The organism is Pseudomonas sp. S37, from assembly GCF_016658545.1.
GTDB lineage: Bacteria > Pseudomonadota > Gammaproteobacteria > Pseudomonadales > Pseudomonadaceae > Aquipseudomonas.
In genome coordinates this window covers 1-17064 of sequence record NZ_JACVZC010000090.1, presented here as the reverse complement: position 1 = coordinate 17064, position 17064 = coordinate 1, and the positions used below count along the sequence as shown (strand labels likewise).

The window sequence follows — 17064 nt, the reverse complement described above, 5'->3', positions numbered from 1 at the left end:
CCGATCGCCGGGGCCGCTCCTACAGACGGTACGCTATCCCCTGTAGGAGCGGCTTTAGCCGCGAACACCGGCGCAGCCGGTGCCATGCACCGTGCTGGATTCTTCGCGGGTGAACCCGCTCCCACAATTCCTCCCTCTACCACCCGGTTATCCCAGGTCAGTCAAAGGTCCGCCCAGCCCGCCAATACCCCATCAAGGTCAGGCAATCACGTTGCAACCCGCGCTCCTTGATCAGGTAGCGACGTATCTCCATCACCGTCGCCGATTCCCCCGCGACCCAGGCATGGAACGCACTGCTGGCGCTGCTCGCCTGCTCCCACAGGATGCGCTTGTCGATATCCACATCCTCCAGCTTCGCCCTGGGCGCAGCATGCCCCTGTGGCAGGCTGGCCAGCTCGCGCACCGCATGCTGCATGGCCTGGCCATGGGCGCAATTAAGCGTTTTCCGTGGCAGCCAATGCACCTTGGCAGCCTCAGCATGGCGCAGGTCCAGGCAGTCAGCTTCCAGCGGCACCTCGATGAATGCCTGCACTGCAAGCTCCGGCTGGTTGTCGGCCAATTGCTCAAGAATGCCGGCAATGGCCGGCAGCGCCGTTTCGTCACCGACCAGCAGCACGTTGCGCACCGCTTGCGGCGGCTTCCATTCATAACCGCCGGGGTCGCCTGTATAGGCCAGGTTCGGTGCAACCATCTGCAGGCGGTCTCCCACCTGGGCGTGGGTAGCCCAGGCCGAAGCGGGGCCGTTGACACCGTGCAGCACGAAGTCGATGTCCACCTCCAGTGCCTCGGGGCGCAGGGCGCGGATGGTGTAGGTGCGCATCGGCGGGCGCTGGGCGGGCGGCAGGGCGTTGTGCGCGGCTTTCCAGTGCAGGTCGTTGGCCAGGTTGGGCAGCGTGCCATCGGGCGCAGGAAACAGCAGTTTGACGCGCTGGTCCGGCGCCAGGGTGGTCATTTCGGCGACCTCCGGCCCGCTGAATACCAGGCGTGTCAGCGAGGGGCTGAGCGCGATCCGCCGCTTCAGCTGAAGATCGAAGATCCGATACGCGGGTTGCTTGCCGGGGAGTGCTTGAGTGACCCGCTTGCGCAGGTTGTTGGCCAGGGTGGTGAGCATCGGGAGGGCCGCCTTCTGGAAGATGGGTATGACGTTCAGACGAGTCGCTCGTGCGGCGATTTAATCGCGCAGCCAGGGCCATGGTCGGTGGCCCGGGCTTTGGCTAAATCAGCTCGCGGCTGTTTCGTCTTTGAGGGATGACTGGGCCCTGTGGTCCCGCTTCCTATCGCTAAGGACGCATCGCATGAATGCCGAAAACTCGTTGAAACTCGCTCGCCGCTTTATTGAACTGCCGCCGGAAAAACGCCGTTTGTTCCTGGCTGGGCTACAGGCAGAGGGCGTCGACTTCTCCTTGTTTCCGATCCCTGCCGATGTTGCTTGCGATGACCGTGATGGCTTGTCTTACGCCCAGCGGCGCATGTCGTTTCTCTGGCAACTGGACCCGCAGGGCGCTGCCTACAACCTGCCCATGGCGGTGCGCCTGAAGGGCCAGCTCGCCCGCTCCGCGCTGCAGCAGGCATTCGATCGCCTGATTGCACGTCACGAGAGCCTGCGTACGCGCCTGCGTGCCCAGGGTGAGCATTTGTATCAGGACGTCCTCGCTGCGCGGGCGGTCGACATCGTCGAGCATGACCTTACAACCTTGGCGGCGGCGCAGCGCGAGGCCCGCGTCGCCGCGTTGGCCGAAGCCGAGGCTCAGGCACCGTTCAACTTGCTGCAAGGGCCGCTGCTGCGCGTGAATCTGCTGCAACTGGCCGCCGACGAACACGTGCTGCTGCTTACCCTGCACCACATCGTTGCCGACGGCTGGTCGTTGAACGTGCTGATCGACGAGTTTGTGCGTTTGTACGATGCCGCCTGCGAGGGCCGCGAAGCGACCCTGGCGGCGCTGCCCATCCAGTACCGCGACTATGCGCTATGGCAACGCAGCTGGCTGGAAGCCGGTGAGCAGGAACGCCAGCTGAAGTATTGGCGCGACAAGCTGGGCGATGATCATGCCGTACTGGAACTGCCGTTCGATCATCCACGTGTCGGTGCGCCGAGCCACCGCGGCGCGCGGCGCGAAATGCAGGTCGACCCGGCGCTTGCCGAGCGGCTCAGGGCCTTGGCCAATAGCCAGGGGGTCACCCTGTTCATGGTGCTGCTGGCATCGTTCAAGCTGCTGCTGCAACGTTACAGTGGCCAGCGCGCGATTCGAGTTGGTGTGCCGGTTGCCAACCGCCACCGCACCGAAGTCGAGGGCTTGATCGGCTGCTTCATCAATACCCAGGTGCTGCATACCGATATCGACCCGCTCATGAATGTGGGGCAGCTGCTCGACCGGGTCAAGGACACCGCCTTGGGCGCCCAGGCGCACCAGGACCTGCCGTTCGAGCGCCTGGTCGAGGCGCTTGAACTCGATCGCAGCAGCGCGCACAGCCCGCTGTTCCAGGTGCTGTTCAACCACCAGGCAGCCATCGCCGATGCGGGTCAGGTCCGTCTTGGCAGTGGGCTGACACTGCAAAAGGTCGCCCTGGACAAACACAGCGCTCGCTTCGACCTTGCCCTGGACACCTACGAAAGCGCCGGGCGACTGCACGCGGTGTTCACCTATGCCCTGGATGTCTTCGAAGAGGCCACGATCATTGCTTTCAGCGAGGACTGGCTGCGGTTGCTTGACGGGCTGAGCGAGGCTTCTGCCACTGCGATCGGCGAATTGCCTTTGCCGCCCCGGGCGGGGCAGGCGCAGCAGGAGGCTGCCGGCGCGGTGGAGCCCGGCCTGTGCATTCATCACCTGATCGAAGCGGCCGCCAACTCCAACCCGCTGGGTCTGGCCGCGAGCGGCGATGCTGGTCAGATAAGCCATGCTGCCTTGCAGGCGCGTTCGAATGCCCTGGCCCAGATGCTGCTCGAGCGTGGCGTGCAAGTGGACCAGCGGGTCGGCGTGGTAGCGGACCGCTCCTGCGAGATGCTCGTCGGCATCCTGGCCGTGCTCAAGGCCGGTGCCGCCTACCTACCGCTGGACCCGGACCAGCCGCAGTCGCGCCTGGACTTCATGCTGGCCGACAGCGAGGTCCAGTGGGTGCTGGGCAGGGCGGGGCAGATCAGCCTGCCGCACGGCGTCGCTGCGATCGACGTGAAAGGTGACCTGTCCTTGGCTTCGACACCCAAGGTGGCGGTGCATGCCGACAACCTGGCGTATGTCATCTACACCTCCGGCACCACTGGCAAGCCCAAGGGCGTAGCCGTCAGCCATGGCGCGCTGGTCAATTACGTGCGTGGCGTCAGCCAGCGCCTGCCAATGGACGAGATCGCCAGCCTGGCGATGGTCACCACGCCGGCCGCCGACCTTGGCCACACCATGCTGTTCGGTGCGTTGTGCCACGGCAAGACCCTGCACATGCTGCACAAGGAGACCGTGCTTGATGCCGATGTGTTCGCCGCCTACCTGCAAACGCATGCCATCGACGCACTGAAGATCGTACCGTCGCACTTGCAGGCGATGCTGGCGGCAGGCGCCGCAGCGTTGCCACGGCGCTGCCTGGTGGTAGGGGGCGAGGCCTGTAGCATGGCGCTGCTGGGGCGGATCAAGGCGTTGGCGCCTGGTCTCGATGTGATCAACCACTATGGCCCCACCGAAACCACGGTCGGCGTCCTTACCCATACCCTGCAGGACCTGCCGCTGCTCGGCCAGCCGCTGCACAACCTGCGTGCCCATGTGCTGGACAGCTGCCTGCAGCCGGTACCCGGCACGGCCAGGGGCGAGCTCTACATCACCGGTGCCGGGCTTGCCCGTGGTTACCTGGGCCAGGCGGCGCTGACCGCCGAGCGCTTTGTGCCCGACCCGGGCGGTAGCGAAGGGGCGAGGATGTACCGTACCGGTGACTGGGTGCGCCTGAACGCTGACGGTGAACGTGTTTTTGCCGGGCGTATCGATGGCCAGGTAAAGATCCGCGGCTACCGCGTCGAGCTGGCCGAGGTCGATAGCTGCCTGCGGCAGTTGCCGGGGATTGAAAGCGCCATTGTGCGGGTTGTGGGCGAAGGCGCCGATCGGCAGCTGGCTGCCTACCTGGTCCCACAACAGTGGGCAGCACTGGAAGAGACCCGTCAGGCCGTTGTCGACGGCATCCGGGCCGCCCTGAAGCTGGCCCTGCCTGAGCATCTGGTGCCACAGTACCTGATGTTGCTGGAGCGCCTGCCGGTCACCGTCAACGGCAAGGTCGACGTCAAGGCATTGCCCGAGCCGGTCGCTGTCACGACCCTTTACCGGGCACCCGAGACACCGCTGCAGGCACAGGTCGCGGCCATCTGGGCCGACGTGCTGCAACAAACCCAGGTCGGCCTCGACGACAACTTCTTCGCCCTGGGTGGGCACTCGTTGCTGGCCACCCAGGTGGTTTCGCGGGTGCGCCAGCAGTTGCGCCTGGACGTGGCGTTGCGGGTGCTGTTCGACACTGCCGACCTGTGCGCGTTCGTCGAGGCCGTACAGGGGCTGGAGCAGGTCGCCGGGGGCGAGATCCAGACCCTGGAACGGGCGCTGCCGTTGCCGGTTTCACATTCCCAGTATCGCCAGTGGATGTTCTGGAAGCTGCACCCGCAGAGCACCGCCTATAACACGCCCTTGGCCATCCGCTTGCAGGGCGAGGTAGACCGGGGCGCCTTGCAGGCCGCGTTCGATGCGCTGGTGATGCGCCACGAATCCCTGCGCACGGTGTTCGAAGAACATGATGGCATCCCTCTGCAGCGCATACTGCCTGAAGCGTCGCCGGCCATCGAATATCATGACCTCGGCGCAGACCCTGGCCCGGCGTTGCAGCAGCGCATCCAGGAAGAAGCGCTCACCCCGTTCAATCTTGAGCAGGGGCCGCTGATCCGGGTCAAGTTGTTCCAGACGGGCCCGCAAGAGCAGGTGCTGACCGTGCTGTTGCACCACATCGTCTCAGACGGCTGGTCCATGAGCGTCATGGTTCGCGAGCTGGTGGCCGCCTACAACGCGCATGCCAGTGGGCAGCCACTCGAACGCCAGGCGCTGGCGGTGCAATACGCCGATTACGCCGCCTGGCAGCGCGAACGCCTGGCCAGCGGCGAGCTGCAAGCTCAGCTGGCATTCTGGAAAACCGCGCTGGAGGACGACTTCGCCGTCCTCGAGCTGCCTGCCGACCGCATCCGCCCTCAGGTGCAAAGCTACCGCGGGGGACGCGTGGATGTGCTGCTGCCTGCCGCGCTCACGGCCGACCTGCAGCGCCTGGCGGTTGCTGCCAATGCCACGCTGTTCCACGTGTTCCTGGCCTCGTTCGCACTGCTGCTGTCGCGCTACAGCGGGCGCGAAACACTCAACATCGGTATCCCGGTAACCAACCGCAATCGCCTGGAGCTGGAAGGGCTGATCGGCTTCTTCGTCAACACCCTGGTCGCTCGCGTGGCGGTCGACCCGTTGCAGTCGTTCGGAAACTTGTTGCTGGCGGTCAAGGAGACTACCCTGCAGGCGCAGGCGAACAAGGACATCCCCTTCGATGTGCTGGTGGAAGAGCTGAAGCCTGAGCGCGGGTTGGGCCACAACCCACTGTTCCAGGTCATGTACAACCATTTGAGTGGTGTTGGCGAGCGAGTTTCCGGCGACAGTGTGCACGGCCTGAATGTCGCCGAGGTCGACCTGGTCGAGCACACCACGCAGTTCGACCTGTCGCTCGACACCCTCGAACGCAGCGACGGCGTGATCGCCTCCTTCGGCTATGCATCGGACCTGTTCGACGTGGGGCGTATCGAGCGCCTGGCATCGGTCTGGGTCAACCTGCTGGGTGCGCTGGTCAGCGGGTCTGCACTGCCGGTTGCCGAGCTGCCACTGCTCACGGCCGCGCAGCAAAAACTGGCCCTTGAGGCCGACCAGGCGTCTCTGCGTTTTGCCGAAGACCTCGGTGTGCATCAGCTGTTCGAGGCGCAAGCCCTGCACACGCCACAGGCCACGGCGCTGGTGCTCGATCAGCAGGCGCTGACCTACCAGGCACTCAACTGTCGCGCCAACCAGCTGGCCCACAAACTGCGCGAACTTGGCGTAGGGCCGGATGTGCGTGTCGGCATCGCCGTGGAGCGCAGCCTGGATATGGTGGTCGGGCTGCTGGGCATCCTCAAGGCAGGCGGTGCCTATGTGCCGCTCGACCCGCAGTACCCGCAGGAACGCTTGCGCTTCATGATGCAGGACAGCGGTATTCACCTGCTTCTGACCCAGCCCCAGCTGGCAACGGCCCTGCCGGTTTCGCCAGCGGTAATCCGCCTGGAAATGCAGGCGGACGAACAATGGCTGGGCAACTACAGCTCGGCCAACCCGGTGAGCCTGACCGTTGCCGACAACCTGGCCTACGTGATCTACACCTCCGGGTCCACCGGCAAGCCCAAAGGGGTGGCAGTCGCTCATCGTCAACTGTCGGTGTTCTGCGGCGTGGCGGCTGACTATTCGCGGCTGGACGCCAGTGACCGGGTGCTGCAGTTCGCCACGGTCAACTTCGACGGCTTCGTGGAACAGCTTTACCCAGCCTTGTGCTGCGGTGCCCGGGTCGTCATGCGCGGGCCGCAGATGTGGGACATCGAAACCCTCAAGCAAGCGATCGTCACCCACGGCATCACGGTGGCCGACCTGACCACCGCCTACTGGCGAATGCTGGCTGCGGAAAAACTGCCAGCCGGCGCCTGTGCGACACTGCGCCAGGTGCATGTGGGCGGCGAAGCCATGCCGATGGAAAGCCTGGGCGACTGGTATGCCAGCGGCCTGCAGCAGGCGCGCTTGCTCAATACCTATGGGCCGACCGAAGCCACCGTGGTCACCACTGTGCAGGATTGTGCAGGCTTGCAGCCTGGCGCGGGTGGCAAGGCCATCGTGCCCATTGGTCGGGCGGTGGGCGGCAGGGTGACGTACGTCTGTGACGATGGCCTGGCCCTGGCCCCGGCCGGCTGGGTGAACGAGCTGCTGATCGGCGGCCTTGGTTGCCTCGCCCGCGGATACTTCAACCGCCCGGCGTTAACCGCCGAGCGTTTCATTCCTGACCCGTTCGACCCGGTCGGTGGCGGGCGTCTGTATCGTACCGGCGACCTGGCGAGCTACCGTGCCGATGGCATCATTGACTATGTCGGCCGCATCGACCATCAAGTCAAGATCCGCGGCCTGCGTATCGAACTGGGCGAGATCGAAGCGCGGTTGCAAGAGCATGCCCAGGTGCGCGAAGCGCAAGTGATCGACATTGACGGGCCCACCGGCAAGCAACTGGTTGCCTACCTTGTGATCGAGGCAGGCCCGGTGCAGCAGGATGTGCTGCGCCAGGACCTGGCAAGCCACCTCAAGGCCGCGTTGCCGGACTACATGGTTCCAGCACATGTGATGTTCCTCGGCCAATTGCCGCTGACGCCAAACGGCAAGCTGGACCGCAAGGCCCTGCCAAGGCCCGACCTGAGCCTCGACCAGCCTGCCTATGTGCCCGCCAGCAGCGAACGCGAAATACAGATCGCGGCCATCTGGGCGCAGGTGCTCAAGGTTGAGCGGATCGGCCTGACCGATCACTTCTTCGAGCTGGGCGGCCATTCGTTGCTGGCCACTCAGGTCACCTCGCGTATCCGCCAGGTCCTGGGCCTGGAAATACCCCTGCGTACACTGTTCGAAGCCCCGGTGCTTGCTGATTTCGTCGCTTTGACAGGGCAGGGCACGGACGCGCCTGCCCCGGCGTTGCAGGCGGTCGACCGCACGAAACCGCTGGCGTTGTCCTACGCCCAGCAGCGACAGTGGTTCTTCTGGCAGATGGCACCTGAAAGTACCGCCTACAACATGGCCTCGGTGCTGCGAATGCAAGGCGATCTGCAGGTCGAAGCGCTGCGTTTGAGTTTCGAAGCGCTGATCGCGCGGCATGAGACCTTGCGTACCACTTTCCGCCAGGAAGGCGACCAAGCCCTGCAGGTAGTGCATCCAGCGCAGCCGTTCAGCCTGGTATGCGAGGTGGTCGAGCTTGGCGAGGAGGACGAACAGGCGCTGCTCAAGCACCTGGTCGAGGTCGAAACGCAATGCCCGTTCGACCTGGAGCACGGGCCGCTGCTGCGGGTGAAGCTGTTGCGTGTGGCCGAGGATGACCATGTCCTGATCCTGACCTTGCACCATATCGTTTCCGATGGCTGGTCGATGCCGGTGATGGTCGATGAGCTGGTGCAGATTTACCAAGGCCTGCGCAGCGGGCATGCGGTCGAGCTGCCTGAACTGCCCGTGCAGTACGCCGACTACGCCGTCTGGCAGCGGCAGTGGATGGAAGCCGGTGAGCGCGAACGCCAACTCGCCTACTGGAAGGCCCAGCTGGGCGACCAGCAGCCGGTGCTTGAACTGCCTGCCGATCGCCCGCGGCCGGCTAACCAGGACTTTGCCGGTGCCAGTATTGCCATCGACCTGGATCGCGACCTTGTACGGGCACTCAAGGCATTGGCCCAGCAGCAGGGCGTCAGCCTGTTCATGCTGCTGCTGGCCAGCTTCCAGACCCTTTTGCACCGCTATTCGGGGCAGGACGACATTCGCGTCGGGGTGCCGATCGCCAACCGCAATCGCCTGGAAACCGAGCGCCTGATCGGCTTCTTCGTCAATACCCAGGTGCTCAAGGCCGATTTCGACCTGAACACCACCTTCAGCCAGTTGCTCGAACAGACCCGCCAGGCCGCCTTGGCGGCCCAGGCGCATCAGGACCTGCCATTCGAGCAGTTGGTCGAGGCGCTGCACCCAGAGCGCAGCCTTAGCCACAGCCCGCTGTTCCAGGCGCTGTACAACCACCAGACCGAGCTTCGCGGGCAGACCCGTAGCCTTCCGGGGCTGGAAGTTCAAGGCCTGGCCTGGGAACGCTATACCGCACAGTTCGATCTGACCCTGGACACCTTCGAGCACGCAGAAGGTCTGGGCGCCTCGCTGGTGTACGCCACTTCGCTGTTCGACCGCCCGCGCATCGAGGCACTGGCCCGGCACTGGTGCAACCTGCTGGCTGAAATCGTGCGTCAACCGCACCAGCGTGTTGCCGAACTGGCGATGCTGGGTGGCGAAGAGCGCGAGCAGCTGTTGGCGACCTGGGACCAGGCCGGCGACGACTACCCGGACGAGCGTTTCGTCCATCAACTGTTTGCTGACCAGGTCGTCCGCACTCCCGACGCCATCGCCATTCGCTTCGACGACCAGCGCCTGAGCTACCGCCAGCTCGACGCGCAGGCCAACTGCCTGGCGCACCACCTGATCGAGCAAGGTGTCGGCCCTGAAGTCAGGGTTGTCATTGCCATGCGTCGCTCCACCGACATCATGGTAGCGTTCATGGCGGTGCTCAAGGCCGGTGGCGTGTATGTGCCGCTGGACATCGCCTATCCGCAGGACCGCCTGCGCTACATGATGCAGGATTGCGCCGCAGCATTGGTGCTGACCCAGAGCGATGTGCTGGATACCCTGCCAATCCCCCAAGGCCTGCCGATGCTGGCAGTGGACCTGCCGGCCGCCTGGCAGCAAGGCCCGGACTCGGCACCCGAAGTGGCGCTGGACAAACACAACCTTGCCTATGTGATCTACACCTCTGGCTCGACCGGCATGCCCAAGGGCGTTGCGGTGGCACATGGGCCACTGGCCTCGCACATCCTGGCCAACGGTGAACGCTACGAAACCGGCCCGCAGGACTGCGAGCTGCACTTCATGTCGTTCGCCTTCGATGGCGCGCATGAGGCCTGGATGCATCTGCTGATCAACGGCGCCAGTGTTCTGGTACGCGACGACAGCCTGTGGCTGCCCGAGCAGGCCTACGCCGAGATGCACCGGCATGGCGTGACCATTGCGGTGTTCCCGCCTGTCTACCTGCAACAGCTGGCCGAGCATGCCCTGCGCGTGGGCAACCCGCCTCCGGTGCGCATCTACTGCTTTGGCGGTGATGCGGTGCCGCAAGCCGGCTACGAGCTGGCCTGGCAGGCCCTGCGCCCGCAATACATCTTCAACGGCTACGGGCCGACCGAGACCGTGGTCACACCGTTGCTCTGGCGGGCCTCCCCGGGCGATGCCTGCGGCGCGGCCTACGCGCCTATCGGGCGCCTGGTCGGGCGCCGCCGCAGTTATGTCCTCGATGCCAGCCTCAATCTGGTGCCGTTGGGTCACAGTGGCGAGCTGTACCTCGGCGGGCTGTGCGTGGCGCGCGGCTATCTCGATCGCCCAGGCCTGACCGCCGAGCGCTTCGTCCCCGACCCGTTCGCCGCCAACGGCGAGCGCGTGTACCGCAGCGGTGACCTGACGCGTAGCAGGGCCGACGGCGTGGTCGACTACCTGGGGCGGATCGACCATCAGGTGAAGATTCGCGGCTTCCGAATCGAGCTTGGCGAGATCGAGGCGCGGTTGCAGGATCACCCGGCAGTACGCGAAAGCGTGGTCATCGACATTCAGGGCCCTGGCGGCAAACAACTGGCCGCGTACCTGGTCAGCGGGGAGGCACAAGCCGATGACCTGCAGGGGCAAACCCTGCTGCGCAGCCAGTTGCGTGATCACCTCAAGGCAACCCTGCCGGACTACATGGTGCCTACCCACCTGGTGTTCCTCGACAAGTTGCCGCTCACACCCAACGGCAAGCTGGACCGCAAGGCCTTGCCCAAGCCCGATGTCAGTCAACTGCAGCAGGCTTACGTCGCACCGCGAAACGTGCTGGAGCAGACCATCGCCGGAATCTGGGCGGATGTGCTGAAAGTCGACAAGGTGGGGCTGGCCGACAACTTCTTCGAACTGGGTGGCGATTCGATCATCTCGATCCAGGTGGTCAGCCGCGCGCGCCAGGCAGGTATTCGTTTCACCCCCAAAGAGCTGTTCCAGCACCAGACCGTCCAAGGGCTGGCCTCGGTTGCCAGGCAAGGTGACGAAGGCGGTCTGCTGATCGAGCAGAAGGCTGCCACTGGCCAGACCCTGTTGCTGCCGATCCAGCAATCGTTCCTCGAACAGGACATTGCCCAGCGTCATCACTGGAACCAGGCGCTGTTGCTCAAGGCCGGCCAGGCGCTCGACAGCCGGGCACTGGAACAGGCGCTACAGGCCCTGGTGCTGCACCATGACGCTTTGCGCCTGCGCTTTGACTGTGCCGGGGGCGAGTGGACGGCTCACTACGGTTCGCCAGCGCCTCAGCAAGGCCTGCTACGCGAGGCCACTGTGGCCGATGCCGAGGCCCTCGAAGCCTTGTGCGATGAGGTTCAAGCCAGCCTTGACCTGCAGCGCGGCCCGTTGCTTCGGGCGTTGCTGGCGACCCTGGCGGACGGCAGCCAGCGCTTGTTGCTGGCGATTCATCACCTGGTGGTCGACGGCGTCTCCTGGCGTGTACTGCTCGAAGACCTGCAAACCGCGTACAGCCAGGTGCATGCCGGCCAGCCACTCGAGCTGCCGGCCAGGACCAGCTCGACCCAGGCGTGGGCCGACCACCTGCAGGCCTACGCCCGCAGTGAATCGCTGCAGGCGCAGTTGGCATACTGGCAGGCGCAACTCGGCCAGGTTGAGGCCGACCTGCCTTGTGACAACCCTGCTGGCTCGTTGCATGCCAGGCATGTCGGTAGCGCTCGCACCCGCCTCGACCCGGCCAGTACCCGGCAATTGCTGCAACAGGCACCTGCGGCCTACCGCACGCAGGTCAACGACCTGCTGCTGACCGCGTTGGCCCGCGTCATCGCCCGCTGGACCCAGCGCAGCGACGTACTCGTGCAGCTGGAGGGGCATGGCCGCGAAGACCTGTTCGATAACCTCGACCTGACGCGCACCGTAGGCTGGTTCACCAGTGTCTTCCCGGTGCGGTTGAGCCCGCAGCAGACGCTGGATGCATCGATCAAGCAGATCAAGGAACAGCTGCGGGCGATCCCGGACAAAGGTATCGGCTACGGTGCCCTGCGTTACCTGGGCGACGACCAGGCACGGGCGGCCCTCGCGCAGTTGCCAAGCCCACGCATCACCTTCAACTACCTCGGGCAGTTCGATGGCAGCTTTGCACCGGCCTCCAATGCCGACGCCCCGGCATTCCTGGTACCTGCCGAAGAAAGCGGCGGGGCCAGCCAGAGCGTCGAGGCGCCGCTGGACAACTGGCTGTCGATCAATGGCCAGGTCTATGGTGGTGAGCTGAGCCTGGAGTGGACGTACAGCCGCGACATGTTCGACGGTACTACCGTGCAACATCTGGCCGACCAGTTCGCCGCCGAACTGCAGGCGATCGTCGAGCATTGCCTGGAGGATACCCAGGCCGGCCTGACCCCTTCGGATGTGCCGCTGGCCGGGCTGACCCAGGCCCAGCTGGACAGCCTGCCGATTCCGGCAGCGCAGATCGAAGACCTGTATCCCCTCGCACCCATGCAGCAAGGCATGCTGTTCCACAGCCTGCTGGAGCAAGGCGGCGGGCATTACATCAACCAGATGCGCGTCGACGTAAAAGGGCTCGACGTACCACGCTTCAGGGCCGCCTGGCAGGCCGCTGTCGATCGCCATGAGGTGCTGCGGGCCAACTACGTGACCTGCTTCGAGCGCCCTTTGCAGCTGATCCGCAGGCAGCTCGAACTGCCGTTCACGCACCTGGACTGGGCCGGCATTGCCGAGCAGGGCGCGGCCCTGGACAGCTGGGCCGTAGCGGATCTGCGCAAAGGCTTCGACCTGCAGCATGATCCCCTGCTGCGCCTGGCGGTGATCCGCACCGGCGAAGACACCTGCCACCTGGTGTTCACCAGCCATCACATCCTGATGGATGGCTGGAGCAATGCGCAGTTGCTGGGTGAGGTACTCCAGACCTATGCCGGGCTGCCGAACGCCGGGCTGACGGGGCGCTACCGCGACTATATCGAATGGCTGCACCGCCAGGACCCACTGCAGGGCGAGGCCTTCTGGCAGCAGCAGTTGCATGACCTGAACGAGCCCACGCGGCTGGCACTGGCCATACGGCAGGACAAGGGCCGCCTGGGCGCCGGCTACGGCGTACATCAGCAGTACCTGAGCGAGGGGCAGACGCAAGCACTGGCGGGCTTTGCCCGGCAGCAGCGGGTGACCGTCAATACCCTGGTGCAGGCGGCCTGGCTGCTGCTGCTACAGCGTTACACCGGGCAATCATGCGTGAGTTTCGGCGCGACGGTGTCGGGCCGCCCGGCGGAGCTGCGCGGCGTCGAGCAACAACTGGGGCTGTTCATCAACACGCTGCCAGTGGCTGCCAGCCCGCGTCCGCAGCAGCGGGTGGCGGAGTGGGTGCAGCAATTGCAGGCGCAGAACCTGGCGTTGCGCGAATACGAGCACAGCCCCTTGTACGACATCCAGCGCTGGGCCGGCTCGGGTGGGGAAGGGCTGTTCGATACCTTGCTGGTGTTCGAGAACTACCCCGTCGGCGAGGCGCTGCAGCAGAGCGCACCTGCCGGGCTCGAATTCGGCAACGTCCACGGCCATGAGCAGTCGAGCGTGCCGCTGACCCTGGCGATTGGCGCAGGTGCGCAGCTGTCGGTGCATTACAGCTACGACCGGCAGTGCTTTACGCCGGAAAGCATCGCGCAGGTCGCTCGCCACTTTGGCACGTTGCTGGAGGCGCTGGTCGAGGACCCGCAGCAAGTGGTCGCTCAACTGAACCTGCTTGACGCACAGGAGCAGCAGACAATCATCCAGGACTGGAATCGAGCCCCTGCCAATCACCATCCCGATCAATGTCTTCACCAACTGATCGAAGCCCAGGCCGCGCGTACGCCGCAGGCCATTGCCGTGGTGTCGGGCGAGCGGACACTCAGCTACAGCCAGCTCAATCGGCGCGCCAATCAGCTGGCCCACAGGCTGCGCGAGCAGGGCGTGGGCCCGGATGTACTGGTGGGGATCGCTGTGGATCGCAGCCTGGAAATGGTCATCGGTCTTCTGGGCATCCTCAAGGCGGGAGGCGCCTATGTGCCGCTGGATCCTGAGTATCCGGAAGATCGCCTGGCCTACATGATGAGCGACAGCGGTATTCGGCTGTTGCTGACCCAATCACATCTGCTCGCCAACTTGCCGCTACCTGAGGGTGTCGATCCGCTGCTCCTGGAGCCATTCCCTGGCTACAGCGACGCCAACCCGGTCAATTTCACACGACCGGAAAACCTGGCTTATGTGATCTATACCTCGGGGTCCACCGGCAAGCCCAAAGGCACCCTGCTGCCCCATCACAACGTCGTGCGCCTGTTCCAGGCAACCCAGGACTGGTTCCGGTTCGAAAGCAAAGACGTCTGGAGCGTCTTCCATTCCTACGCGTTCGATTTCTCGGTCTGGGAGCTGTTTGGGGCGCTGGTGCATGGGGCCAAGGCAGTGATCGTGGCCAAGGACGTGGCCCGATCGCCTGCGGACTTCCACGCGCTGTTGATCCGTGAGCAGGTCACGGTGCTCAACCAGACACCTTCGGCATTCAAGCAACTTATCCCGCACGCCTGCGCAAGTCCGCAGGGCCAGAGCGAGCTTGCGCTGCGCTACATCGTGTTCGGCGGCGAAGCACTGGATGTCGGCAGCCTGGCACCGTGGTTCAACCACTTCGGCGACAGCCAGCCGACCTTGATCAACATGTACGGCATCACTGAAACCACGGTGCATGTCACTTACCGGCCAGTGAGTCGCGAGGATCTGCAGCGCGATGGCGTCAGCCCCATCGGCGAGGTGATCCCGGATCAGTCGCTGTACCTGCTCGATGCTGACTTCAATATCGCCGCTCCCGGTTGTCATGGCGAACTGCACGTTGGTCAGGCAGGCCTTGCCCGTGGCTATCACCGACGTGCGGCGCTTACGGCGGAGCGGTTCGTACCCGACCCGTTCGATGGCAGCGAGCAGGGCGGTGGTCGCCTCTATCGCACCAGCGATCTGGCACGCTATCGCATCCACGGTGCGATCGAGTACGTCGGTCGTGTCGATCATCAGGTGAAGATCCGCGGTTTCCGTATCGAACTGGGCGAAATCGAGGCCAGGCTGCAGGAGCACTCGCAAGTCCGCGAAGCGGTGGTACTCGCCCTGGATGGCCCAAGCGGTATGCAACTGGTTGCCTACCTGATCCCTGCCCAAGCGCCCTCGGCAGCGTTACGCGAGAGCCTGCGCGAGCACCTCAAGGCGACATTGCCCGAGCATATGGTGCCTGCCCACCAGGTATTCCTGGAAACGCTGCCCCTTACGGCAAACGGCAAGCTTGATCGACGAGCGTTGCCCAGCCCTGATGTCACGCAACTGCAGCAGCTGTTCGTCGCACCGCAGAGCCCGCTGGAACAGCACGTCGCTGCGATCTGGGCCGATGTACTGAAGCTTGAAAGGGTCGGCCTCAACGACAACTTCTTCGAGCTGGGCGGGCATTCGCTACTGGCCGTCCAGGCCACCCAGCGGGTGCAGTTGTTGCTGGGGCTGGAGGTGCCGCTTTCGGCCCTGTTCAGTGCCGGACGGCTTGCGGACTACGTGGCGACGATGGCTGAACTGGCGCCTGCAAGCGCAGCGGATGTCGATGAGTTGAGTGATTTCCTGGCAGAACTGGAGAGTGTTTGAAATGACGGCCCAGAACATCGAGCTGGTAAAACGGTTCCTGCATCTGCCATTGGAGCAGCGCAAGCAATTCTTTGAAAAGATGCAGTCCAAGGGCATGAGCTTCGCTCGGCTGCCGATCCCGCAGATACGCCACGAATGGGGCCTCATCGGCCTGTCGTATGCCCAGCGGCGACAGTGGTTTCTCTGGCAGTTCGACCCGCAGAGCGCTGCCTACAACATCAGCATGGCCCTGCGCTTCAAGGGGGCACTGGACCCTGAGCTGTTGCAGCGCAGCCTTGAAGATGTGGTGCAACGACATGAAAGCCTGCGCACTGCTTTTGCCCGGGATGGCGACCAGCCCGTTCAGGTGGTTGATCCCGGGGTTCGGGTAGCTATCGCCCGGGAGCCGTTTGCGCAGGCACCTGATGCTGATTTCGCCGAGCGTCTGCGGCTGCGTATTGAACAGGAGTGCAGTCAGCCCTTCGACCTGGCGCAGGCGCCCCTGTGGCGGGTGAGGCTGCTGCAAGTGAACGAGGCCGATAACGTGCTGATCCTGGTCATGCACCATATCGTCTCCGATGGCTGGTCGATGCCGATACTGCTGGACGAGTGGATCCGCAGCTACGAGGGGCATCGCCTCGGCCAGCCGGCGTCGTTGCCGGACCTGCCGATCCAGTATGCCGACTATGCCATCTGGCAGCGCCAGTGCCTTGAGGCGGGCGAGCTGGAGCGTCAGCTGGCGTACTGGGAGGCGGAGCTCGGTGGTGAACAGCCGGTGCTGGAGCTGCCGATCGACCATCCGCGCCCGGCTTTGCAGAGCCGGGCAGGTGCAAGCCTGGAGATAACCCTGGACGATGCACTGTGCGCCGATCTCAAACAGCTGGCGCGTGATCAGGGCGTGACATTGTTCATGCTCCTGCTGGCCAGCTACCAGACTTTGCTGCACCGCTACAGCGGGCAGAACGATATCCGTGTCGGCATACCCACGGCCAACCGCAATCGAATCGAGACCGAAGGCCTGATCGGCTTTTTCGTCAACACCCAGGTACTCAAGGCCGAATTCGACCTGGGCACGACCTTCACTGAGCTGCTCGAGCAGACCCAGCGACGCGTTTCTGGCGCCCAGGCCCATCAGGACCTGCCGTTCGAGCAACTGGTCGAAGCTTTGCAACCCGAGCGCAGCCTCAGCCACAGCCCACTGTTCCAGGTCATGTACAACCACCAGACCGAAGCGCGCGGGCAGGGTCGGCAGTTGCCCGGGCTGACCGTCGAGACCCTGGACTGGGAGCGCGGCACTGCGCAGTTCGATCTGACCCTGGAGACCGTGGAGCACGAGGCTGGCATTGCGGTATCGCTGACCTACGCCACTGCGCTGTTCGACGAGGCCACCATCGCCCAGCTCGCCGGGCACTGGCAGGACCTGCTGGCGGCCATCGTCGCCCGGCCGCAGCAACGCATTGCCGAGCTGCCGTTGTTGAGCGCCGCGCAGCAGCAACAGGTTATCCACGACTGGAACAGCACCCAGGCCGATTACCCGGTCGAA

General features: G+C 64.5%; 3 protein-coding genes. 2 read left to right on the top strand and 1 reads right to left on the bottom strand.

What is annotated here, in order from left to right; genetic code table 11:
• Positions 1–157: 157 nt before the first annotated feature.
• Entirely contained in the window at positions 158–1111 is a 954-nt protein-coding gene (locus IAE39_RS21685) for a siderophore-interacting protein (protein ID WP_201206379.1), read from the bottom strand.
• 184 nt (positions 1112–1295) lie between these two features.
• On the opposite strand from IAE39_RS21685, the gene IAE39_RS21680 reads away from it, so the two are divergent.
• Both IAE39_RS21680 and IAE39_RS21675 read left to right on the top strand, forming a co-directional pair.
• The gene (locus IAE39_RS21680) at positions 1296–15542 is read left to right on the top strand and encodes a non-ribosomal peptide synthase/polyketide synthase (protein ID WP_201206377.1); all 14247 of its coding nucleotides are present in this window, start codon (positions 1296–1298) and stop codon (positions 15540–15542) included.
• A gap of 1 nt (position 15543) precedes the next feature.
• The coding region (locus IAE39_RS21675) for a condensation domain-containing protein (RefSeq protein WP_236548752.1) at positions 15544–17064 on the top strand (1521 nt) is incomplete at its 3' end.